22 protein-coding genes are annotated in these 19,406 nt (G+C 65.7%); 5 read left to right on the top strand and 17 right to left on the bottom strand.

Annotated features, from left to right (window positions below; translation table 11 throughout):
- Positions 1-19: 19 nt before the first annotated feature.
- Positions 20-640: a hypothetical protein gene (locus tag MU553_RS09775; RefSeq protein ID WP_247377360.1), complete on the top strand. Its 621-nt coding sequence runs from the start codon at positions 20-22 to the stop codon at positions 638-640.
- On the opposite strand, the gene MU553_RS09770 is transcribed toward MU553_RS09775, so the two are convergent.
- From MU553_RS09770 to MU553_RS09755, 4 genes are all read right to left on the bottom strand, one after another.
- Positions 630-857 carry a hypothetical protein gene (locus tag MU553_RS09770; protein WP_247377362.1) on the bottom strand — a complete coding sequence of 76 codons (228 nt, stop codon included), beginning with the start codon at positions 855-857 and terminating at the stop codon, positions 630-632. The genes MU553_RS09775 and MU553_RS09770 overlap by 11 nt on opposite strands.
- Positions 858-943: 86 nt before the next feature.
- A complete protein-coding gene (locus MU553_RS09765) occupies positions 944-1,642 on the bottom strand; it encodes an SDR family NAD(P)-dependent oxidoreductase (protein WP_247377364.1) in 699 nt (232 codons plus the stop codon).
- 71 nt (positions 1,643-1,713) lie between these two features.
- Positions 1,714-2,298 (bottom strand): isopentenyl-diphosphate Delta-isomerase, encoded by a 585-nt coding sequence (idi, locus tag MU553_RS09760; protein ID WP_247377366.1) that lies wholly within the window; start codon positions 2,296-2,298, stop codon positions 1,714-1,716.
- Between the two features lie 67 nt (positions 2,299-2,365).
- Positions 2,366-3,334 (bottom strand): diacylglycerol/lipid kinase family protein, encoded by a 969-nt coding sequence (locus tag MU553_RS09755; protein WP_247377369.1) that lies wholly within the window; start codon positions 3,332-3,334, stop codon positions 2,366-2,368.
- A gap of 55 nt (positions 3,335-3,389) precedes the next feature.
- Between MU553_RS09755 and MU553_RS09750 the strand changes: the two genes are divergently transcribed.
- Positions 3,390-4,094: a PHP-associated domain-containing protein gene (locus MU553_RS09750; protein WP_247377371.1), complete on the top strand. Its 705-nt coding sequence runs from the start codon at positions 3,390-3,392 to the stop codon at positions 4,092-4,094.
- A gap of 62 nt (positions 4,095-4,156) precedes the next feature.
- On the opposite strand, the gene MU553_RS09745 is transcribed toward MU553_RS09750, so the two are convergent.
- On the bottom strand, positions 4,157-4,570 hold the full coding sequence (locus tag MU553_RS09745; protein WP_247377373.1) for an Lrp/AsnC family transcriptional regulator: 414 nt from the start codon (positions 4,568-4,570) through the stop codon (positions 4,157-4,159).
- A gap of 102 nt (positions 4,571-4,672) precedes the next feature.
- On the opposite strand from MU553_RS09745, the gene carA reads away from it, so the two are divergent.
- Entirely contained in the window at positions 4,673-5,716 is a 1,044-nt protein-coding gene (carA, locus tag MU553_RS09740) for a glutamine-hydrolyzing carbamoyl-phosphate synthase small subunit (RefSeq protein ID WP_247377375.1), read from the top strand.
- Between the two features lie 3 nt (positions 5,717-5,719).
- Here carA and MU553_RS09735 read toward each other — a convergent pair whose 3' ends face one another.
- Together MU553_RS09735 and MU553_RS09730 are read right to left on the bottom strand one after the other, a co-directional pair.
- Positions 5,720-6,478: an SDR family oxidoreductase gene (locus MU553_RS09735; RefSeq protein WP_247377377.1), complete on the bottom strand. Its 759-nt coding sequence runs from the start codon at positions 6,476-6,478 to the stop codon at positions 5,720-5,722.
- 82 nt (positions 6,479-6,560) lie between these two features.
- Positions 6,561-7,112, bottom strand: a complete 552-nt coding sequence (locus MU553_RS09730; RefSeq protein ID WP_247377379.1) for an HD domain-containing protein — start codon at positions 7,110-7,112, stop codon at positions 6,561-6,563.
- A 155-nt stretch (positions 7,113-7,267) separates the two neighbouring features.
- Between MU553_RS09730 and MU553_RS09725 the strand changes: the two genes are divergently transcribed.
- Positions 7,268-7,546 carry a YgaP family membrane protein gene (locus MU553_RS09725; RefSeq protein WP_282594253.1) on the top strand — a complete coding sequence of 93 codons (279 nt, stop codon included), beginning with the start codon at positions 7,268-7,270 and terminating at the stop codon, positions 7,544-7,546.
- A 157-nt stretch (positions 7,547-7,703) separates the two neighbouring features.
- Here the strand turns inward: MU553_RS09725 and carB are convergent, their stop codons facing one another.
- From carB to MU553_RS09680, 9 genes are all read right to left on the bottom strand, one after another.
- Positions 7,704-10,910: a carbamoyl-phosphate synthase large subunit gene (gene carB, locus MU553_RS09720; protein ID WP_247377383.1), complete on the bottom strand. Its 3,207-nt coding sequence runs from the start codon at positions 10,908-10,910 to the stop codon at positions 7,704-7,706.
- A 115-nt stretch (positions 10,911-11,025) separates the two neighbouring features.
- A complete protein-coding gene (locus MU553_RS09715) occupies positions 11,026-11,820 on the bottom strand; it encodes a phosphatase PAP2 family protein (protein ID WP_247377385.1) in 795 nt (264 codons plus the stop codon).
- A gap of 3 nt (positions 11,821-11,823) precedes the next feature.
- Complete coding sequence (locus tag MU553_RS09710; RefSeq protein ID WP_247377387.1) at positions 11,824-13,617, bottom strand: ABC transporter substrate-binding protein; 1,794 nt, start codon at positions 13,615-13,617, stop codon at positions 11,824-11,826.
- Between the two features lie 392 nt (positions 13,618-14,009).
- A complete protein-coding gene (locus MU553_RS09705; RefSeq protein WP_247377389.1) occupies positions 14,010-14,237 on the bottom strand; it encodes a hypothetical protein in 228 nt (75 codons plus the stop codon).
- Positions 14,238-14,349: 112 nt separating this feature from the next.
- Positions 14,350-14,883: a DUF5815 family protein gene (locus MU553_RS09700; RefSeq protein WP_247377391.1), complete on the bottom strand. Its 534-nt coding sequence runs from the start codon at positions 14,881-14,883 to the stop codon at positions 14,350-14,352.
- A 63-nt stretch (positions 14,884-14,946) separates the two neighbouring features.
- A complete protein-coding gene (locus MU553_RS09695; protein WP_247377393.1) occupies positions 14,947-15,207 on the bottom strand; it encodes a hypothetical protein in 261 nt (86 codons plus the stop codon).
- Between the two features lie 44 nt (positions 15,208-15,251).
- The gene (locus MU553_RS09690) at positions 15,252-16,073 is read right to left on the bottom strand and encodes a DUF7847 domain-containing protein (protein ID WP_247377395.1); all 822 of its coding nucleotides are present in this window, start codon (positions 16,071-16,073) and stop codon (positions 15,252-15,254) included.
- Between the two features lie 58 nt (positions 16,074-16,131).
- A complete protein-coding gene (locus MU553_RS09685; RefSeq protein WP_247377397.1) occupies positions 16,132-16,545 on the bottom strand; it encodes a DUF7124 domain-containing protein in 414 nt (137 codons plus the stop codon).
- Positions 16,546-16,702: 157 nt separating this feature from the next.
- On the bottom strand, positions 16,703-17,953 hold the full coding sequence (locus MU553_RS09680) for an NAD(P)/FAD-dependent oxidoreductase (protein WP_247377399.1): 1,251 nt from the start codon (positions 17,951-17,953) through the stop codon (positions 16,703-16,705).
- Positions 17,954-18,101: 148 nt separating this feature from the next.
- Here MU553_RS09680 and MU553_RS09675 point away from each other — a divergent pair, with 148 nt between their 5' ends.
- Positions 18,102-18,695, top strand: coding sequence for a DUF6149 family protein (locus tag MU553_RS09675; RefSeq protein WP_247377401.1), 594 nt, complete (start codon positions 18,102-18,104; stop codon positions 18,693-18,695).
- A gap of 14 nt (positions 18,696-18,709) precedes the next feature.
- On the opposite strand, the gene MU553_RS09670 is transcribed toward MU553_RS09675, so the two are convergent.
- A complete protein-coding gene (locus tag MU553_RS09670; protein WP_247377403.1) occupies positions 18,710-19,384 on the bottom strand; it encodes a hypothetical protein in 675 nt (224 codons plus the stop codon).
- Between the last annotated feature and the right edge of the window lie 22 nt (positions 19,385-19,406).

The following is a 19,406-nucleotide window of genomic DNA, read 5'->3' as shown; positions in this document are numbered from 1 at the left end:
TACCGTTCGATGCCGTGTCATGTCCAGACGAAAACGAGACGTGAAACGGCGCGGCTATCGTGCCGTCGGACGCGAGACGGTCCGCACGGTCGCCACGCTCGTGGTCGGTTCGGTCGTCATCGCCGTCTTCTCGATCTGGCACCGACTCCTGGGTGTCCTGCGGTCGTCTCCCGGACCAGGCTCCCAGCAGCGCGACGGGAGTCAAGGCCCCGAACTCGTCGAGTACGAACTCGGCTGGTACCGCTATCTGAAAGCCTTCGACGCCCATCACGGACCTACCGGGAGCCCGGACCGAGACCCCGCGTCTGGGTCGTTCCTGCGCGGCCTGCGGACCTGGCTCGCGACCCGTTGCCTTCGAGGGTACACGCTCGGTGACGAGGTGTACGTGTGTCCGAACGCGCCGCGAGTCCTCCGCGTCCACCAGGCTGGCCACGCGCCCTCGTTCGGGAGCGAGTTCCCGACGCTCGTCCGGTCCAGACGCGACAGCGGAGGCCTCGACGACGCGCCGCTCTCGACGCTCGACGTGATGCTGCCGGGCGATTTCCCCCACACGCTGTTGCGGCTGCGAGACACGCGGGGATTGACGGACACCTACGAGGAGTGGCTCGACACCGGTCGCATCGAACGCGTCAATCGGTAGTCTCCTCGTCGGGTCCGAATTCGAGCACGACAGTGAGAACGCCCGCTATGAGGCCCGTCGTCGCGACTCCGGCGGCGATCGCTCCCGGGGTGACTGCTCCACCGGCCATCGCGACGGCGACGAATCCGACCATCCCGACGCCGGGCGGGATCGACAGCACGGCGAGCCAGACGAGTGCTTCCCGTCGGCTGGTGCCCCGTCCCCGACCCTCACTCATTGCTCGGCAAGTCTTGACCGACCGGTATAGTGCTGTGGGTGGTTCCCCCGAAAAACCGATTTGCGGACGGACGATCGGAGCCACAGTTACCAGTCGATGACCTGCTGGTCGCGCCAGAACTCACCGCTCGGGCTCTGTGGCTTGAACCGCGCGAGCCAGACCGGCGTTTCCGCGCCTTCTTCGGGACTCCGTTCGGCGTATGGGCCGCCCATGTCGGTGCGGGTCCAGCCGGGACAGACCGCGTTGGCGATGAGTCCCTGATCGCGGTACTCGCCGTCGAGATACACGGTCAGCCCGTTGAGGCCGGTCTTGGAGACGCGGTAGGCTGCCATGCCGCGCCCCATCTCGCCGGTCAGCGACGCCAACCCCGAGGAGACGTTGACGACGCGGCTCCCGTCGCGCAGGAGCAACAGCGGCAGTGCGTACTTGGTGAGGAGGACGGGACCGCGCAGATTCGTCGAGAACGTCCGGTCGATGACGCCGGTGGGCATCTCCTCCAGGGCGACGCGGGTGTCCATGACGCCGGCGTTGTTGACGAGGATGTCGAGTCGCCCTTTCTCGTCGTCGATGACGTTGATCGCCTCGACGACGTCGTCCTCGGACGTGACGTCGAGTTCGAGCGGCCGCTGGTCGTCACAGGAGAGCTCATCGGTGTCTTCGGCACCAGCGTACACGGTCGCGCCCAGTCCGGAGAGCTTCGCGGCGATGGCCTCCCCGATTCCGCGGGACGCTCCCGTGACCAGCGCGACCTGGCCGCCGAGCGACTCGTACGTCTCGACGTCCATGTGGAAATTCCCTGCGTCAGGGGGCAAAAACCCGACCCGCCAGTTACCAGGGATGAAAATCAGGCTCGGTGTCAGTCCTGGAAGTCGCGCCGCATCGCGATCTCGAACCAGGGACACAGGCGCAGTTGCCGATACCAGCGCGGGTGTTCGTGCAGGCGCTCGTAGGGGACCCACATGACGCCGGCGACCTCTTCGGGATCGGGATCGAGCGTCGTGTCGACCAGCGTCGCCTTCAGCACCGCACAGACCTCGTGTTCGACGCCCTCGTTCTGGTAGTACCGTTTGTACTCGAAGCGGTCGGTCACCCGGAGATTGTCGTACTGGTCGGGCGTGACCCCGAGTTCCTCTTCGAGTCGCTGTCGGGTGGCATCTTCCTGGCTCTGGCCCTCGACGGGGTGGGAGGCGACGGTGCCGTCCCAGTGGGTGTCCCAGAGGCGCTTGTCGGGGCTGCGCTGGGCCAGCAGGATGTTGTCGTCCTGGTCGAACAGCAGGCTCGTGAAGGCGCGGTGTCGGATGCCGTCACCGGTGTGTGCGTCCAGTCGGTTGACGGTCCCCAGTGCGTTGTCGTCGGCGTCGACCTTGATGACGTCCTGCCCAGCGTTCTCGTGCTGGAGGTCGTCACCGAGACCGTCCCCGGACGTGTCGTCGGAACTCATGCCTGTTTCATTGACGACGGGGTTCAAACACCCTTCGCTTCATGCCGTCGGACACGTGGTGACTCGGTCACCCCTCCGGATGTGGCTCGTATCCCTCGCCCACCCGGAGTCGAAGCGAGGCCGGGCTGACCTCGATGGCCAGTTCCCGTGCGGTCACCTCCTCGCCGTCGAGACTGAACGTCGTCGGATCGTCGTCCAGGACGCGCACGGTCAGCCCAGCCGTTTTCACCCGAGTGACGTGGTCGGCGTCAGCGCCGAGGAGCCGTTCGCGCGCCGTCGATCTGGCGAGTCCCGCGAGGTTCGACCCCGGTTTCTTCTCGATGATGGCCACGTCGAGCAGGCCGTCTTCCACGTCGGCCTGCGTCTGTCCCCGCGACGGAAACCGACGGCCGTTCCCGACGAGCAACAGGACGGCCGTCCCCTGCCAGGCCCGCTCGGCAGTCTCGTCCGTCTCGATGCGCAGTCTCGTCCCCTCGAAGTCCACGGCCGTTCGGAACATCGTGAGGACGTAGGCGACGACGCCGAGGTCCGCTTTGAGTTCCGACGTCGTCTCGCTGCTCGCCTGGGCGGTCAGGCCACCGATGCAGGAGTTCAAGAACGGACGATCACCGGCGAACCCGAGATCGATGTCCCGTTCGGTTCCATCCTCGATGACGTCGAACCCGTGTTCGACGCTTTCGATGCCGACGTTTCCGGCGAAGTTGTTGCCTGTTCCCGCGGGGATGACCCCGAACACGACGTCGCCGAGGGCGTCGGCCGCGACGAGACCCCGAACCACTTCGTTCAGCGTGCCGTCGCCACCGGCCGCAGCGACGACTGACGCGCCGTCGCTGGCCGCAGCGGCCGCTAACTCGATCGCCTGGCCTTCGCGCTCGGTCTCCTGCACTGTGAATCCGTGCTGGGCTGCGAGCGTTCGGATGCGCTCGACGTGGGCGCTGGTTCCGCTCGTGGGATTGAGAACGAGTACACGCGTCTCGTCCGGTGCGGTACCGCCGTCCGGACGTCCGTCGCACAGGTCACTCCGCCCGTCGGTCACTACCCGCTAGAGAAGTGGACAGAACCCAAAAGGACTCTTACCGCTTCCTTCCGGTGTGTTCGCCGTTGACCTTCACACGCATACCCGCTTTTTCCACGGGTTTCCCTCGCGACCGACGCCGTTCGATCCCGTCGGCGCGCGGCTGGTGACAGCCGTCGCCCGCGCTCGCGGTCTCGACGGCGTCGCGTTCACGAACCACGACTACTACGAGCCGGTGTCGCCCGTCGACGGCGTCACGACGATCCCCGGCATCGAGGTGTCGAGTACCCGCGGGCACGTCCTCGTCGTCGGCCCGGACCCGCCCACCGTCACGCGCGTCGACGCGCTCGACCCGCTGGCGGTCGTCGAACTCGCTCACGAGCGCGACTGTGCCGCCATCATCGCTCACCCCTACCGGAACAGCAGCGTGCGGGAGGTCGACGCGCCGTTCGACGCTATCGAGATCAACGGCAAGCACCCGCGGACCAGCGAGTGGGTGGAGATCCTGGCCGACGAGCACGACCTGCCGACCGTCGGCGGCAGCGACGCCCACTATCCGTTCGAGGTGGGTCGCGCCTACACTGCCGTGGACGCCGATCGGCTCACGCCCGAAAGCGTCGTCGCCGCCATCCGCGACGGCCGGGTCGAACCGCGCGTCACCGACTGGCTGCCACACCGACTCCTGCGACGAGTCTACCGCTCCGTCCACACCGAGAAAGGCGACCTCGACCGCCCCGACTGGCTCACGCCGGGCGTCGGCCCACCGCCGGGAGAACAGTAACTCTCCAGCGTCGTCCAAAGAGAAACTCCGAGAACCCCTGTGAAAAGATCGCTTCGCGTTACTCAGCCGAGCCGCTCGTCCAAAATGAGACGAGTCTTCGTATTCACGACCTCGTCCAACTCTCGGGCTCTGGTGATGAGTTGGTTGACGCGCTCCGTGTCGGCGGCGTCGACGACGAGCACGATGTCCTGGTCGCCCGACACCTGCCAGACCGAGTCGACTTCTTCCCACTCGATGATGCGGTCCGACACCGCGGACGTGTCGACGTTGACGTCGACGCTGAGTTCGATCATCGACTTGACGTTCCCCGTCGACGTCGCGACGGTAAAGCGCTCGATGATCCCGTCCTCGACCAGTCGCTCGACCCGATTGCGGACCGTTCCCTCGGACGTTCCCACCCGGTCGGCGATCTCCGTGTACGGCGTTCTGGCATCCCGCCGGAGGATGCTCAGAATCTGACGGTCCAGATCGTCCATTGAGATGCGAGAGTTGTCTGTGACTGTACTTGAGGATTGCGAAATTCGTAACTCAGCTTCGAAAGCAACACTTATGAACGGGTGGCGGATACGTATCTCGTAATGTCGGACGCCTATGTGGCCATCGAGGGCGGGCGCGTCATCGAAGCACGCGCTCGCGCTCCGGGCACGACTCGCGGGGAACTGGTGTTTACGACCGCCTACACTGGGTACGAGGAGAGCCTCACTGATCCCTCCTACGAAGAACAGATCCTCACCTTCTCGTATCCGCTGATCGGAAACTACGGCGTCCGAGAGGAGCGATTCGAGTCCGACCGCGTCCACCCGCGCGGCGTCGTCGCTCGCGAACTCACCGACGACGTCGCCGAGTGGCTCGAATCCGAGGACGTACCTGCCGTCGACCACCTCGACACGCGCGAACTCGTCACGGGCATTCGCGACGAGGGAGCCATGAAGTGCGGAATCGCCGCCGGCCCGGACGTCACCGAACAGGACGCGCTCGACCAGCTCGACCAGTGCAAGCACATGTCCGATCACACGGACATCGGTTCGCAGGTCAGCGTCGGTGAGACGACCGTCTACAACGAAGACGGCGACGGTGCGGACGTCGCGCTGGTGGACTGCGGTGCCAAGGGATCGATCGTCGACTCGCTCGTCGAGCGCGACGCGACGGTCCACGTCCTGCCCTACAACGCGACGGCCGACGACGTCGCCGCCGTCGACCCGGACCTCCTCTTCATCTCGAACGGCCCCGGCGACCCGCAGAACTTCGAGCAGGCCGCCGAGGTCGTCGACGAGTACGCCGGTGAGACGCCGCTGGCAGGCATCTGCCTGGGCCAGCAGGTCATCGCCAACGCGCTCGGCGGTTCCACCGAGAAGATGGAGTTCGGCCACCGCGGCGTCAACCAGCCAGTCCGTGACCTCCGCACCGACCAGGTCGTCATGACCACCCAGAACCACGGCTACACCGTCGCCGAACCCGGTGATCTGGAAGTCACGCAGATCAACGTCAACGACGACACGCCCGAGGGCCTGGAGAACGACGACCTCGACATCATCACCCGCCAGTACCACCCCGAGGCCCATCCCGGTCCCCACGACTCGCTGGGCTTTTTCGACGACGTGCTGGCGATGACTGAAAACTGAGGACTACCTGCCGTTCTCTCTCGTTTTCCTGTGACTCCCGTCGGGAGCGACGGCCCTCGCCCCGTCGACCGGCGGCGCCCAGTCGACGTCGACCAGTCCCGTCGCCTCGCCCCGCAGTCCCTTCCGTGTAACCACCTCGAAGGTTCGGTTCTCGGCTTCTGGCGTCCAGAGCGCACTGACCATCAGACGTGCCACGTCGGCGCGGGGAATCATGCCAGTGATCGTGTCGCCGCCCTCGGCCACGAGCACGTCGTTCCTCGGTGGCCCGTCAGTGAGCCCGCCGGGGCGGATGATCGTGTGTGGCGGCCCTGTGATCGCGAGGTACTGCTCGGCACGCCCCTTCGCTTTCAGGACGCGATAGAGCAGCAGCCGGAACGGGAGCGGGACCTCGGACTTTGAGTTGCCGACGCCGATGGAGCTCTCCATGACGAACCGCTCGACGCCCTCCCTGGCGGCGGCCTCGGCCAGATTGATGATGCCCTGCCCGTCGACCAGCGCGGGGCCGAACATCGATCGAAGCGACGACCCCACGGCACAGAGCACGCCGTCACACCCCTGGACGGCGTCCTCGGCGTCGGCAGGGTCGAGCAAATCACCGACGACGACCTCGTCGACGCCGCGCTCGAGGAGTTCGCTGCGGTTCTCGGCTGAGCGCGTGATCGCCTGGACCGTCAGGTCACGGCCGGCCAGCACGTCGAGAACCTCCCGGCCCGTCCGGCCGCTGGCCCCGGCCACGAGGACGCGGTCGTAGTCACTGGGCACGGTTCGTTCTCCACAGCCACGGCGAAGTAACTTGTTGCGCTCGAACTGACTGGTTGGGCCGTGCCGACTGGGTCAGTGCTGCTCACACGGTCCGGAGATCGTCGGTCGCTCGGGACCGGATCGCCGTCGTCGCGATCTCGTCGGCTCGGCGAACGACCGCCGCTTCGAGCGTCGCCGGTTCCACCGTCGTTCGACTCGTGTGCGAGAGAACGATGTGTGCGAGTTCGACCGGCAGTCCCGCCCGTGCGACGACGTGCACGCCGTAGTACGGATGTCCGAGCAGGTCACCGACGGCGGTCGTCTCCATCCCGTCGAACTCGTACAGTTTGCTCACGTCGTGTACCAGCGCACCTGCGATGACGGTGTCCAGCGAGAGGCCGACTTCGCGCCGCTCCAGCAGCGTCTCCGCCAGGGCGACGGCCCCTGCTGTGACGTCTCGGACGTGGTCGACCAGGGACTCGTCGTCGAGACCGAGGGCACGCTGCGTCGGTGGGAGCCACGGGACGCTCTCGAGGTTCTCGATGTCGTTGTCCTCGATCGCTGTCTCCCAGGCGGAGACGACTCCGTCCCGGAGGTCAGCGTTCTCGATACTGGCGAGTTCTGGAAAGGCGGCGTCGACGACAGCGTCGGTCATACCTGACGTCGGAGAACCAGTGAGAAAAACGCCAGGACGAGTGGAGAGTGGTGTCGACGCGCTGGATGGGCACCAGCAGCACGGATACTGGACAGGCAGCGACTCGCTAACTTATCTCCTCGCAGCGCGTACTGTCCGAACTGGTGAACCTCATCATGGAGAAAAACGTCGGTGGATACGACCGTCTCGCCCGGTTCGTCGTCGGACCGCTACTGATCGTACTCGGCATCGCGGCCGTCACTGGCCTCGTCAGCCTCGGAACAGGCACGCTCGGCGTGGCCCTTGCAGCGGTTGCACTCCTCCTCGGAGTGGTGTTCACAGCCACAGCCGCGATGCAGACCTGCGTCCTCAACTCGCTCCTGGGCATCGACACGTACGAATCTTCCTCGGGCCGACAATCGTCGTCCGACGAGGCGAAACCGAGCGCCAAGTGACCGGATCTCGCCTATCGGGGCGGAATCCAACGGATGCGACCCGTCTTTTCGACGAATGCTCGTCCTCAGTACGGGCTGTCGACACTCCGTCGTTCAGACAACCGGCCGCAAAACGAAATCGGTCAGCGAACGCGAACGAGGGGGCGAGTCGGACCGCTTAGAACGAGCCCCAGTCGCGACGGTCCTTGGGGCGTGCGGCGACGTCCTGGACGTTCAGCGGCTGGTCGGCCGACTCGATGGCCTCCAGGGCCGCCTCGGCGCTCTCGATGGTCGAGAAGTACGTGATGGTCTCCTCGACGCACACTTCGAGAATCTCGCGGTTGCGCGAGACGACCATGTCGATCTCGCCGTCGCGGAGCTGCTGTTTGATGGCGTCGACGTCCTCGTAGTCGTCGAGGTCCGAGACGTCGAAGTGGTCCTCGAAGCCGATGACCGGCAGGTCGACGATGGCCTTCCCTTCGAGTGGGATCGGCTTGCCGACGGACATCTGGGCCTTCTGGTAGGCCTTCCCGAAGGAGCCGGCGGTGCCCATGACCTCACCCGTGGACTTCATCTCCGGGCCGAGGCGCGGGTCGCTGCCCGGCAGGCGGTCGAACGGCAGGACGACCTCCTTGACCGAGACCTGGTCGGGGATCTGCTCGTCCACGTCCAGTTCCCCGAGGGTCGCGCCGGCCATGACCTTCGCGGCCAGTTTCGCGATCGGGACGCCCGTCGCCTTCGAGACGAACGGGACGGTACGCGAGGAGCGCGGGTTCGCTTCCAGCACGTAGACGGTGCCGTCGCGGACGGCGAGCTGGACGTTCAGCAGGCCCACGGTGTCGAGGGCGGTCGCGATGTCCTCGGCGACCTCGCGCACGCGTTCGAGCGTGTCCTCGGAGAGCGAGCGCGGCGGGATCATACACGCGGAGTCGCCGGAGTGGACGCCGGCGGTCTCGACGTGTTCCATGATGCCGCCGATGAGAACGTCCTCGCCGTCGGCGACGGCGTCCACGTCCAGTTCGACGGCGTCGGCGAGGAAGTCGTCGATGAGGATCGGCTTGTCCGGGGAGACGCGAACGGCCTCCTCGATGTAGGTTTCGAGGTCCTCGTCGTTGTACACCACGTCCATCGCGCGACCGCCGAGCACGTAGCTCGGGCGCACGAGGACCGGGTAGCCGATGTCGCGGGCGATCTCCAGGGCCTCTGCCTCGGAGGTCGCGGTGCCACCTTCGGCCTGGGCGATGCCCAGGTCGTCCATCAGGCGGTTGAACCGGTCGCGGTCCTCGGCGAGGTCCATCGCCTCGACGGACGTGCCCATGATCTCACAATCGAGGTCGCGGCGCTGGATCTCGTCTTCGAGGGGTTCGCCGATGTCGACGGAGGTCTGGCCACCGAACTGGACCATCACGCCGTCGGCGCCGGTCGCCTCGATGACGTCGGCGACCTCTTCGGCGGTGACCGGCTCGAAGAACAGGCCGTCGGAGGTGTCGTAGTCCGTCGAGACGGTCTCGGGGTTGTTGTTGACGACGTGGACCTCGATGCCGGCCTCTTCGAGCGCGCGGACCGCGTGGACCGAACAGTAGTCGAACTCGACGCCCTGTCCGATGCGGATCGGACCGCCGCCGACGACCACGACGCTCTCGACGTCGCGGTCGACCTGCACCTCGTCGCGCCCGAGTCCCGAGATCGGCTCGCGTGCGGAGTAGTAGTACGGCGTCGAGGCGGCGAACTCGCCCGCACAGGTGTCGACCTGTTTGAACGTCCGCGGGGCAGTTTCGTCCTCGACCTGATCGACCGTGATTCCGGAGCCGTCAGCCTCGACCTCGTCGGCGTCGACCTGGTTCGCCTCGTCGCGGTCGGGGAGCCAGGACGCGTGCGTGTCGTTGAACTCGCCGCCGGCGATGGCGGTGATCTCCTGGTCGGTGAAGCCGACGTCACCGGCGGTCTCGAAGTCGCCCTCGGCCGCGGACGCTGCGGCTTCGGCGATGCGCTTGTAGCGTTCGAGGTACCACTCGCGCATCTCGGTCAGTTCGTTGACCTCCTCGACGGTGTAGCCGCGCTCGAACGCCTCGAAGACCGCGTACGTGCGGTCCGGCGTCGGGCGTTCGAGATACTGGCTCTCGAGTTCGTCGTCGCTGACGTCCTGCCAGTCGACGGCAGGGTCGTACTCAGAGGAACGGAGCGCCTTCAGCATCGACTCCTCGAAGGTCCGACCGATGGACATCGCTTCCCCGGTCGACTTCATCGCGGGGCCGAGCGCGAACTCGACGTCGCGGAACTTGTCCTTGGGCCAGCGCGGCACCTTGGTCACGACGTAGTCGATCGCTGGCTCGAAGGCCGCGGTGGTCTGGCCGGTGATCTCGTTTTCGATCTCGTGGAGGCGCTTGCCCATCGCGACCTTGGCGGTGACGCGGGCGATCGGGTAGCCGGTCGCCTTCGAGGCCAGCGCGGAGGAGCGAGAGACGCGCGGGTTGACCTCGACGACGCGGTACTCGCCGCCGGGCGTGCCGTCGTCGCGCCAGGCGAACTGGATGTTACAGCCGCCCTGGATGCCGAGTTCGCGGATCACGTCGAGGGCGGTGTCGCGCATGACCTGGTGGCCCTCGTCGGGGATGACCTGGCTGGGCGTGACGACGATCGACTCGCCGGTGTGGATGCCCATGGGGTCGATGTTCTCCATGTTGCAGATGATGATACAGGAGTCGTCGGCGTCGCGCATCACCTCGTACTCCAGTTCGATCCAGCCGTCGATCGACTCGGTGATCATCACGCGGTTGTCGCGCGAGAGGTTGAGCCCCTTGCGGGTGGCGTCTTTGAGTTCGTCCATGTCGCCGATGACGCCCGACCCCTGGCCACCCAGCGTGTAGGTGGTCCGCATGATGACCGGGAGGCCGCCGACGGCCTCGACCGCGTCCTCGACCTCGTCGATCGATTCGATAGTTTCCGAACGCGGGACGGGCTTGCCGATCTTCTCCATGCGCTGACGGAACATGTCGCGGTCTTCCGTCGCGTAGATGGTGTCGAGCGGGGTGCCCATCACGTCGACGTCGTGTTCCTCGAGGACGCCCTCCTCGGCGAGTTCGGCCGTCACGTTCAGGCCGGTCTGTCCACCCAGGCCAGCGATGACGCCGTCGGGGTTCTCCTTCCGGATGATCTCGGCGATGGCTTCGGTGTTGATCGGCTCGATGTACACCTTGTCTGCCATCTCCGGGTCCGTCATGATGGTCGCCGGATTCGAGTTCACCAGCACGACTCGCGCACCCTCTTCCTGGAGTGCGCGACAGGCCTGTGCACCGGAGTAGTCGAACTCCGCAGCCTGCCCGATCTTGATGGGGCCGCTACCGATGAGCAGAATCGTCTGGTCATCGCCTGATCCGTCTGTCATTACCCATTTGCAGTTCGCACATCGTAATAAACTCGGCGAAAGATTGCGAGCATCGCAATCGAATTTCGAAATTCGTATCCGATGGCTGTCGGTGCGGCGGGGCCCCGAGACGCCGTCAGGACGTCCGTTTGCGGATGCGCTCGGCCGCGTAGACGCTGAAGACGCCGAGTGCGACGCCGGTGACGACGTCGGTGCCCCAGTGGATGCCGAGGTACATGGTCGCGATGACCACGCTCACCGCCATTGGGATCGCCACGACTGGCCACTTCGGATAGTGCTCGCGCGTCCGGTAGGCGAGGAGCGCGACCGTCACCGACAGCGAACTGTGCAGCGACGGAAAGACGTTCGTGTTGCGGTTGACCTGGCTCGTGATGAGTTGGGCCTTCGGCCAGTCCGTGTACAGGAGCGACTGCACCTGGTCGGCGATGAGGTTCCGGGGACCGAAGGAGATGAACAGGACGTAAAACACCAATCCGATGGCGTAGTTCAGCGTGTACGCCATGGTCATCTCCCGGAGGGACTCGGCGCTCTCCAGCGCCAGGTACAGCACGACGGGGAAGATGAGCAGGAACGCGTAGCCGTAGACGTAGATGAACGAGAAGTACTCGGTCAACATGGGCGTCGCCAGCGACTGGACGTCCGCGACGAACGCGCCCTCTACCGAGTGGATGTACCCGGTGATGTTGATGCCGATCATCCACATGAGGTCGCCCCCGGCCTCCCGCACGAGGCTGTTGATCACGAGGACGACCCCCAGGACCCCGATCGAGGGACCGGCCGCGCGGACGCGGTCGCGAAGCGACCGAACGGTCGCCTCGAGTTGGCGCGGCCCGACGATGGCCACGGACGCGACGCCGACGAGACTGAGCACGACCACGAGTGTTTTCGCGGTGAAACTGAGGAGCGCCATGGATTATCGTTTCACGACGTCCCCGGCGTCGTACTGGTAGCCAGCCGTCTCGAGGGCTTTTTCCACTCGTTCCTCGTCCAGCGTTCCGTCCGAGCCATAGAACGGCGTCATGGGGTCGCCGTCGCCCCATTCGAGATCGGTCGGGAGCCAGTCGCTTCCTGCCAGCGGACTCGCTGCCGGCGTCGCGTGCCCCTCGAACACGTTCTCGACGAGATACTCCTTGTCGATGAGCCGCCCGAGGAGGTTGCGGAACCGGGGATTGGTCAGCGGCGAGCGTCGCGCGTTGTAGCCGACGAAGTAGAACGACGGCGACTGCTCGACCAGTTTCTGCGCGTCGTCACTGTCCTCGATCCTGGGCAGCGCCTTCGCACCGAGGGGCGAGACGGCCGCGTCGACGGTGCCGTCCGCGACCGACCCGGCCGCGGTCAGCTCCGAGACGGCCACGCGAACGACGAGCCGATCGAACGCGACGCCGTTTTGCAGCCACGCCGGGCCGTCGAACTGCGCTCCGGTGTGGAGGAAGTGGTCGTCGAACCGCGTGAGGGCGAGTCGTCCCGACGGGTTCCCGTCGAACTGGAGCGGCCCACTCCCGACCGGTGGGGTGTTGTCGGTGACCAGTGCCTCGGTCACCACGTCGCTGACCGTGACGCCGCCGATGGTCGCCGGGTTTCGCCGCTGTCGCCAGACGTGTGCCGGGAGGATCGGCACGGTGAGCGCCCGCATCGCGACCGCCCGCGAGCAGTCCGTGAACGCGATCTCGATCCTGTCGTCGCCGAGGACCCGTACTTCGTCCACGAGGCTCGACTCCCCACGGTACCGCGGGACCGGAATGACGTTGTCGCTGTCACGCGCGCTCGTGTCCGCGAGGAACTCGTAAGTGAACCGAACGTCCTCGGCGGTCAGCGATTTCCCGTCGTGCCAGACGGCGTTCGGCCGCAGTTGCACGTCCAGACGAGGCGTCTCCGAGTTTTCGACGAACTGCCACGACGTGGCGAGCCACGGCTCGATCCCGCCGTTCTCGCCGTACCGCCGGCCCAGCGAATCGTACAGCAGGTCCGTGATCGGCCCCCGGTCGCGGAACTCGACGGCCAGCGGGTTCAGGTTCCCCACCGTTCGCCCCCGCGTCGTCACGACTCGGAGTTCGCCGGGCGTCTCCACCTCACCTTCCGCACGGCTCAGCGCGAGGTAGCCCAGCGGCGACCGCAGGTCGGCGTTTTCCCAGTTCGCGTACCGGTCGGTTCGGACCGCCCGAATGTCGTCGGGAAACCCGACGATGCTGAACGGCTGGGTGCGGGCGAGACTTCGCTGCATGGCGGCCACTGCGTTCCGCCGCTCCTGCCCTGTCGTCCGTCGCTGGGTCTCGAGCAGGTCGTCGACGCCGAGGTTCGCGTAGCCGAACGGGTTCTGCCACCCTGGCGAGGGAACGCCCGTCGAATGCAACAGCGAGTAGAGCGTGTCCGGGCGCGGCTCGGCGTGTGGCATCCGGCCGACGAACACGTCGAACCCGTGTTGCAACAGGACCTGCTGGCGCAACTCCTTCTCTGCGGTCGGCACGACTTGCGTGTTGATCCCTGCAGCCGAGAACCACGCCTTGACCTGCCGGGCGATGCGGAGGGCGTACGGGTCGGTGTCTGCTGGGAGGGTTCCGATCTTGAGACTGACTGACCCGTCGATTTGCCACCCGAAGATAGATCGCAACCGCCCGAGACAGCCGCTGGTGGCTGCTGCGGCTCCGACGCCGGCCGCGGCAAGCACACGTCGTCTCGTCGGGTCGGGGACCTGCCCCCGAGTTGACATCGTACTCGGCGACTGTTTCTCGGTCGCCGATATATCCCTTCTGTCTTCGTTCCGTGTCACGTTCTGATCGACTCCGCTCCCGACCACGGTTGCCAGGGGCGTCGGCGACGAATCTCACGTCGCAGTGGTTGTCAGTGGAGGACGAACAACCGTGGCACCGGGGTAGCTGCGTCTATATCCAGGTTGGCTCCTTCTCATTGATAGCATCATCGCTTTGGAAGCAACGTCGTCACCGCGTCCTCACGGATTCGTTTGAGGCCAGTGAGCGGTCGGGACGCCCGTCGCTCGCGAAATCGATCGTTTTGTCGTCAAAACAGCATCGGGGAGACGCGACCGGACGAGCTGGCGGGGCCTCCGGGACACCGAACTGCCGCTCACACCCTGGCGGCCGATCAGGTCCCGTCCTGGAACCGGTACCGGTAGGGCTGTTCACGAATGACCTCGACGTCATCGGTTTCTGCGCGCCGACCGAGCACCGTCGCGATGCGGTGAGCGCTGTCGAACTCCTCTCCGTGTTCTTCCATCACGTCGAGGATCTCGCGCGCTGTCAGCGGTTCGTCAGCGTCGGTGTCGTCGAGCACGGCCCGGATCCGCTCGAAATCACCCTGACGGAAGCGCATACGCATAGACACGTCGTACTGACACATTAAACGCCGTCAGACACACGTCGGTCGTGAGCACGACACGAACCCCCGGGCGTCACCTCTCGTCCGATCCGGTGAGAAGAGTCGTTCAGATCGCCGTGTCGTATTCGGAGTCGAAGTCACGCTCCTGGCGGTAGCGTTCGACGAACTCCTCGACGTCGAACTCGAGCATCTGGGCCTCGAACTCGGCCATGGCGTCGTCGTCGCCGGCGTGGCTCATCGCGTGTTCCATCAGTTCGACCAGGAGCTCCACGACGATCTCGTGGAGTCGGCGCGAGTCGAAGTCGCTGAGCCACAGCAACGAGTAGCCGACCTGGCCGTCTTCCGAGAGGTCCTCGGCGACGACGGCTTCGGGGAACTCCTCTAAGACCATGCCCATCAGATGGGCAGTGGTGAACTCGTCGAACTCGTCGGCGGGTTCGACGGTGGCCCGCAACACGTCGGCCAGCGACTCCGGAACGAATCGACCCAGGGGGTGGATGTCCATGACGACCGCGTGGCGGTCGCCACAGGCGCAGTCGTACTCGCGCAACCCCATGTCGAGGTCGTGTGGCGTGATCGTTTCGCCACAGGGCAACTCGATACCGTCTCCCCCGCTCCCCGGCACGCGCGGTTCTGCCATGTGGCTCCCTTTGCACTTCGGTCGGTTAAACACCGCGAACTGCGACGGCGGGCCGTCGGGTGGTTAGCTGTCGTCTTCTCCCCCGGCGTCTTCGTCTCCACCGTTCTCGTCGTCCTCGGTATCTTCCTCGTCGAGGTCGACGTACTCGTCGGGAGTGGCCGCTCCCTCCTCTTCGATCTCCACGTCGGCTTCGACCTCGATTTCGAGTCCCTCCCGTTCGAGTTCCGCCTCGAACTCGCGGCTCTCGCCGACTTCGACTTCGAGTTCGTCCGAATCCACCTCGACGTCCACCTCGATTTCGATGTCGATGTCTGGGTCTGCCATCACGTCGATCGTCCACGTGCGGAAAGAAAAACGACGGGTGTCCACTAGGTGCCGGTGTTCCAGTTCCCGTCGGACCCGGTGTCGGTGTCACCGTCGTCGAGTCCCAGTTTCGCGTCGCGCTCCCGACGGAGTTGATCGTAGGCGCGAGTGGCGACGGCGATGCCGAAGACGGTCGTGACCGCGCTGACGAGGATGCTCACAGCCGTGGCCAACGTTCGGTCCAGGTACCCGATGAGCGTGCCCGGGCTGCTCGCGACGAGGTTGATGACGATCACGATGACTGCGAGTCCCAGCAACTCCCAGCGGTTCCCGTCTGTCAGACTCCAGCTATCGGCCAGTGCGTCGATGAAGTTCTTGTCCGCGACGGCGATTTCCTGGCGCACGAAAAACAGCGAGATAGCGACGTAGATCCCCGGCACAACCAGAAAGAGCAGCCCGAGCAGCGTGAGCGTCCCCGCGATGATCCCGCCGACGACGCCGTTGATCGTCGCGAGCCCGATCCGACGCGTCGCCAGGTCTCTCCGTATCGCGTCCGTCTGGTCGCTGGCGAACGCGCGAATCGAGACGACGTGGATCGCCTCCGCGACCAGCACCGACGCGAGCGACAGCAGCGCCAGGACCGACAGCGGAAGCGGGACCGCGAACGGCGTCGGGGTCTGTGCCTCCGGGCCGAACGGGTTCGGTTCCTGCTGGAACGACTGATCGAACGACTGTTCCAGCAGGGTAAACACCTGCGCTGACAGCGACTGTGAGATGACGGCGTTGGCGAACCCGAAGAGCACGAACACCGCGATCAGGATGAGACCGGCGCGTGCGAACGTCCGCTCGAACCCCTCGCGGAGGGCGGTATCGATTTCCAGGGCCATGACGGCATACTCTCCCGTCCGCGTGAAAAAACCGTTCCCTCCGCCGTCACGTCGCCCGTCAGGGCCAGTCGTCGCGTTCGTCGTCCGTCTGCTGGTCGGGCGACTCCGGTTCGCCCAGTTCCCAGTCGGCCGCTTCGGCGGCGTCCTCGACGGGCAGGTACTCCCACTCGACCTCGTCGGCGAGCGCCGCGTCGTCCTCGGAGGTGCCGACGAACACGTGTCGGTCAGTCTCGAACTGCGCTTTGACGTTCGTCAGACTCTCTTCGCGGCCGCGCGGCCCGGAGAAGAAGTCCTGTCGGATGCGATGTTTGCGCGTGAAGTTGGTGACGACGTACGTCGGTTTCTCGGAGACGACGCCGACGTACTCGCTCCATTGGCGCGCGTCGTTGAACACCTCGTCCGGGTAGGCGAGCTGTTTGAGTGCATCGAGCTCGAACGCCAGGGTCATGTCGCTGCTCCCGCCTCCGTCCATACCTGCCGGTCGGCAGTGCCCGGAGAAAACGCTTTGGATACTGCGTCGACCTGTCCGGTGCCCTGTCGGGAACTCTGGACGGGTCGATCACTCGCCGCGGCGTCGCTTTACGACGGCGGTGACGAAAAGAACGGGATGAGCGGCGGAGCGCGGGGGATTACTCGGATTCGACTTCCGCGGAGGCGTCGAGCTTGTCGAGGTCGACGCTCTGTTCGAGGAGGACCTCTTTCTGGTCACCGACTTCGCGCTCTTCGCGGATGAGCTGTTTGAACTTCGACTGCGGGGCCAGATCGCCGATGAGGACGCCGCCGACGACCTTGCCGTCCTTGAACGCGATGCGGCGCCACTCCGAGTCGGAGTACTTGCGCTCTGCGTACTCGTCGCCGATGGTCGGGTGTCCAAAGGAGAGGAACGGGAAGTCGAAGTGGGTGATCGAGTACGAGGAGACCCAGCGGAACTCCTCTTCCTCGGCGTCGGCGACCATGTTCTTCCCAGCGACGGCGCCCTGCTCTTTGGCCGAGCCCCAGGCACCGTTCTGTGCCTGCTCGCCGAGGATGGTGTCGTAGAACCGGGTGATGTCGCCCGCCGCGTACACGTCCTCGACGTTGGTCTGCATGTACTCGTCGGTGACGATACCGTCGTCGAGTTCTAGCCCTGAGCCCTCCAGGAACTCCGTGTTGAAGTTCAGGCCGATGGCGACGCCGACGAACTCGCCGTCGAACTCCTCGCCGTTGGGGTCGACGGCGCCCGTGACGTGGCCGTCGTCGTCGGTCGTGAAGTGGTCCACGCCGGAGTCGAAGACGGGCGTGACGCCGTTCTCTTCGAGCGCCTCGTGGATGATCTCCGCGCCGTCCTCGGTGAGGGCGTAGCGCCACCAGCAGTTGCCCCGCATCAGGTAGTTCGCCTCGACGTCCTGTGCGCCACAGATCGCCGCCAGGTCGATGCCGAGCAGGCCGGCCCCGACGACGATACCGGTGTCGGCTTCCTCGGCGCTCTCGCGGATGGCGCGGGCGTCCTGGAACGTCCAGAAGTGGTGGATGCCCTCGGCGTCTGCGTTGTCGACCGGGAGCTGCGTCGGCGTCCCACCGGTGGCGACCAGGAGCTTGTCGTACTCGTAGGTGTCGCCGTCGTACGTGTGGACTTCCTTGGCGTCCGTGTCGACTTCGGTGACCACCGTGTTGAGTTCGAGGTCGATGTCGCGCTCGGCGTACCAGTCTTCCTCGTGGATCGAGATCGGCGCCTCGGGCAGTTTGCCCTTCGCGAACTCCTTGATGAGAATGCGATTGTACAGTGCCTCACCCTCCTCGGTGATGACCGTAATGTCGGCGTCCGGGTCCTCTTCCCTGATAGTCTCTGCCGCGGAACTCCCCGCGATGCCGTCACCGATGATTACGTGCGACGCGCTCATGTACGGGGAGTTGCATACCGTGCCTAATGTGCATTGCTATCTCCATCATTGTCGCCACCCCCACAACGGCTCCCATGTGTGGCGGTCTCATAGACGGGGTCGCCAGCCGGGACGTTTTAGGGGGTTGCGTCCTTACCGAGACGACGAGATGAAGATCCGCCAGAACGTCCGTCACTGGGCAGCCAAGAAGGCACTCACGATGCCCGTCGTCGGGGACAAGACCAACGACTGGTTGGTGGACCTCCACACCAGCGTCTTCCTGAAACGAGCCGACGACGCGCGCCAGGAGGAGCGTCGCGAGCACCTCGACGCGTTCTTCGAGGGCACGATGGACGTCTATCTCGCCGCGCTCGAAGCCGGCCTCCCCGAGGCCGAAGCCCGCGAGATCACCCACATCCAGGCGAACTTCGACTTCTACAACCACGGCTGGACCGAGATGATGGAGTTCCCGAGCGACGAACTCGAAACCCACTACGAGCGGTATCAGGCGTTCTTCGAGTCCCACGACATCACCATCGCTGATCCCCTGGGCGAGTTCGAGCCGGCCGGTGGGATCCCAGACGCCCCATCGACGCCCGAGCGACTCGACGATCCCGATCACCCCCACGCCGAGGGTGGCTTCGCCGACGACGTGTACGTCGAAACCGGCGAGGGCGACCTCGTCGTCGGCGGTCAGGAGGAACCCGAGGACGTGGACGTCGAGCAAGCGCCCGGCGTGGACGACGAAGTCGACGCCGAGTAATCCGGACGATCCCGTCAGTTCTGTCGTGAGACCTCGAACAGGGCGAGACACTCGACGTGCGTCTTGTCCGTCTCCTGTTCCCCGGCCAGGCCTGTGATCTGGAACGCGTACGTGCCGTCTTGGAGGTCCTGCGTGACGGTCATCGTTCGCTCGGCCATTGCCTGGGTACGTTGTTCGACGCTCAGCTGCCAGGTGTAGCGCTGACCGCTCTCGACGGTGTACCAGGGCTCGATCCACTCCTCCGGCGCGACGTGTTCCCACCCGCTCTCGGTCTGGCGCTTGATCGCCCAGGCGTGGGGGTTGAGCCCGAACGGCGCTCCCGACTCGTTGTGGAGGACGAACGCCATCGTCTCGACGCTGTCGTCGCCGGTCGTCGGCTCGAAGACGGCCGTCGAGGCGTCGAGATAGATCGGCTCCGAGTCCGGGTCGGCCGTCGGCCAGCAGACCGTCCGGTCGACGCCGTCCGCGAAGGAGGGACAGTCCGCGTCCGCGAACGGATCGTCCGGGTCCGATCCCGGCGTCCCGTCGGTCGTCGTCGTTTCGTCGGACGGGTCGCTCCCCGAATCGTCGGTCTCGGTCCCGTCAGCGCTCGTTGTCGCGTCGTTCGAGCGATCGCCGGCGTCGCTGAGACAGCCGGCGGTCGCGACTGTTGCGGTACCGATCGTCGCGAGGACCGTGCGGCGGTTCATGTCTCACCGCACCAGCGACAGC

Source organism: Halorientalis brevis, assembly GCF_023077655.1.
The sequence above is the reverse complement of the archived record's forward strand: the minus strand, read 5'-3'. Positions and strand labels throughout refer to the sequence as shown.

Excerpts from the sequence above, each read along its gene's own strand:
- MU553_RS09710 (WP_247377387.1), bottom strand. The coding sequence starts at position 13,617 with ATGTCAACTCGGGGGCAGGTCCCCGACCCGACGAGACGACGTGTGCTT.
- MU553_RS09725 (WP_282594253.1), top strand. The coding sequence starts at position 7,268 with ATGGAGAAAAACGTCGGTGGATACGACCGTCTCGCCCGGTTCGTCGTC.
- carA (WP_247377375.1), top strand. The coding sequence starts at position 4,673 with ATGTCGGACGCCTATGTGGCCATCGAGGGCGGGCGCGTCATCGAAGCA.
- MU553_RS09730 (WP_247377379.1), bottom strand. The coding sequence starts at position 7,112 with ATGACCGACGCTGTCGTCGACGCCGCCTTTCCAGAACTCGCCAGTATC.
- MU553_RS09700 (WP_247377391.1), bottom strand. The coding sequence starts at position 14,883 with ATGGCAGAACCGCGCGTGCCGGGGAGCGGGGGAGACGGTATCGAGTTG.
- carB (WP_247377383.1), bottom strand. The coding sequence starts at position 10,910 with ATGACAGACGGATCAGGCGATGACCAGACGATTCTGCTCATCGGTAGC.
- MU553_RS09715 (WP_247377385.1), bottom strand. The coding sequence starts at position 11,820 with ATGGCGCTCCTCAGTTTCACCGCGAAAACACTCGTGGTCGTGCTCAGT.
- MU553_RS09670 (WP_247377403.1), bottom strand. The coding sequence starts at position 19,384 with ATGAACCGCCGCACGGTCCTCGCGACGATCGGTACCGCAACAGTCGCG.
- MU553_RS09685 (WP_247377397.1), bottom strand. The coding sequence starts at position 16,545 with ATGGACGGAGGCGGGAGCAGCGACATGACCCTGGCGTTCGAGCTCGAT.
- MU553_RS09695 (WP_247377393.1), bottom strand. The coding sequence starts at position 15,207 with ATGGCAGACCCAGACATCGACATCGAAATCGAGGTGGACGTCGAGGTG.
- MU553_RS09765 (WP_247377364.1), bottom strand. The coding sequence starts at position 1,642 with ATGGACGTCGAGACGTACGAGTCGCTCGGCGGCCAGGTCGCGCTGGTC.
- MU553_RS09775 (WP_247377360.1), top strand. The coding sequence starts at position 20 with ATGTCCAGACGAAAACGAGACGTGAAACGGCGCGGCTATCGTGCCGTC.
- idi (WP_247377366.1), bottom strand. The coding sequence starts at position 2,298 with ATGAGTTCCGACGACACGTCCGGGGACGGTCTCGGTGACGACCTCCAG.
- MU553_RS09705 (WP_247377389.1), bottom strand. The coding sequence starts at position 14,237 with ATGCGCTTCCGTCAGGGTGATTTCGAGCGGATCCGGGCCGTGCTCGAC.
- MU553_RS09745 (WP_247377373.1), bottom strand. The coding sequence starts at position 4,570 with ATGGACGATCTGGACCGTCAGATTCTGAGCATCCTCCGGCGGGATGCC.
- MU553_RS09680 (WP_247377399.1), bottom strand. The coding sequence starts at position 17,953 with ATGAGCGCGTCGCACGTAATCATCGGTGACGGCATCGCGGGGAGTTCC.
- MU553_RS09675 (WP_247377401.1), top strand. The coding sequence starts at position 18,102 with ATGAAGATCCGCCAGAACGTCCGTCACTGGGCAGCCAAGAAGGCACTC.
- MU553_RS09770 (WP_247377362.1), bottom strand. The coding sequence starts at position 857 with ATGAGTGAGGGTCGGGGACGGGGCACCAGCCGACGGGAAGCACTCGTC.
- MU553_RS09690 (WP_247377395.1), bottom strand. The coding sequence starts at position 16,073 with ATGGCCCTGGAAATCGATACCGCCCTCCGCGAGGGGTTCGAGCGGACG.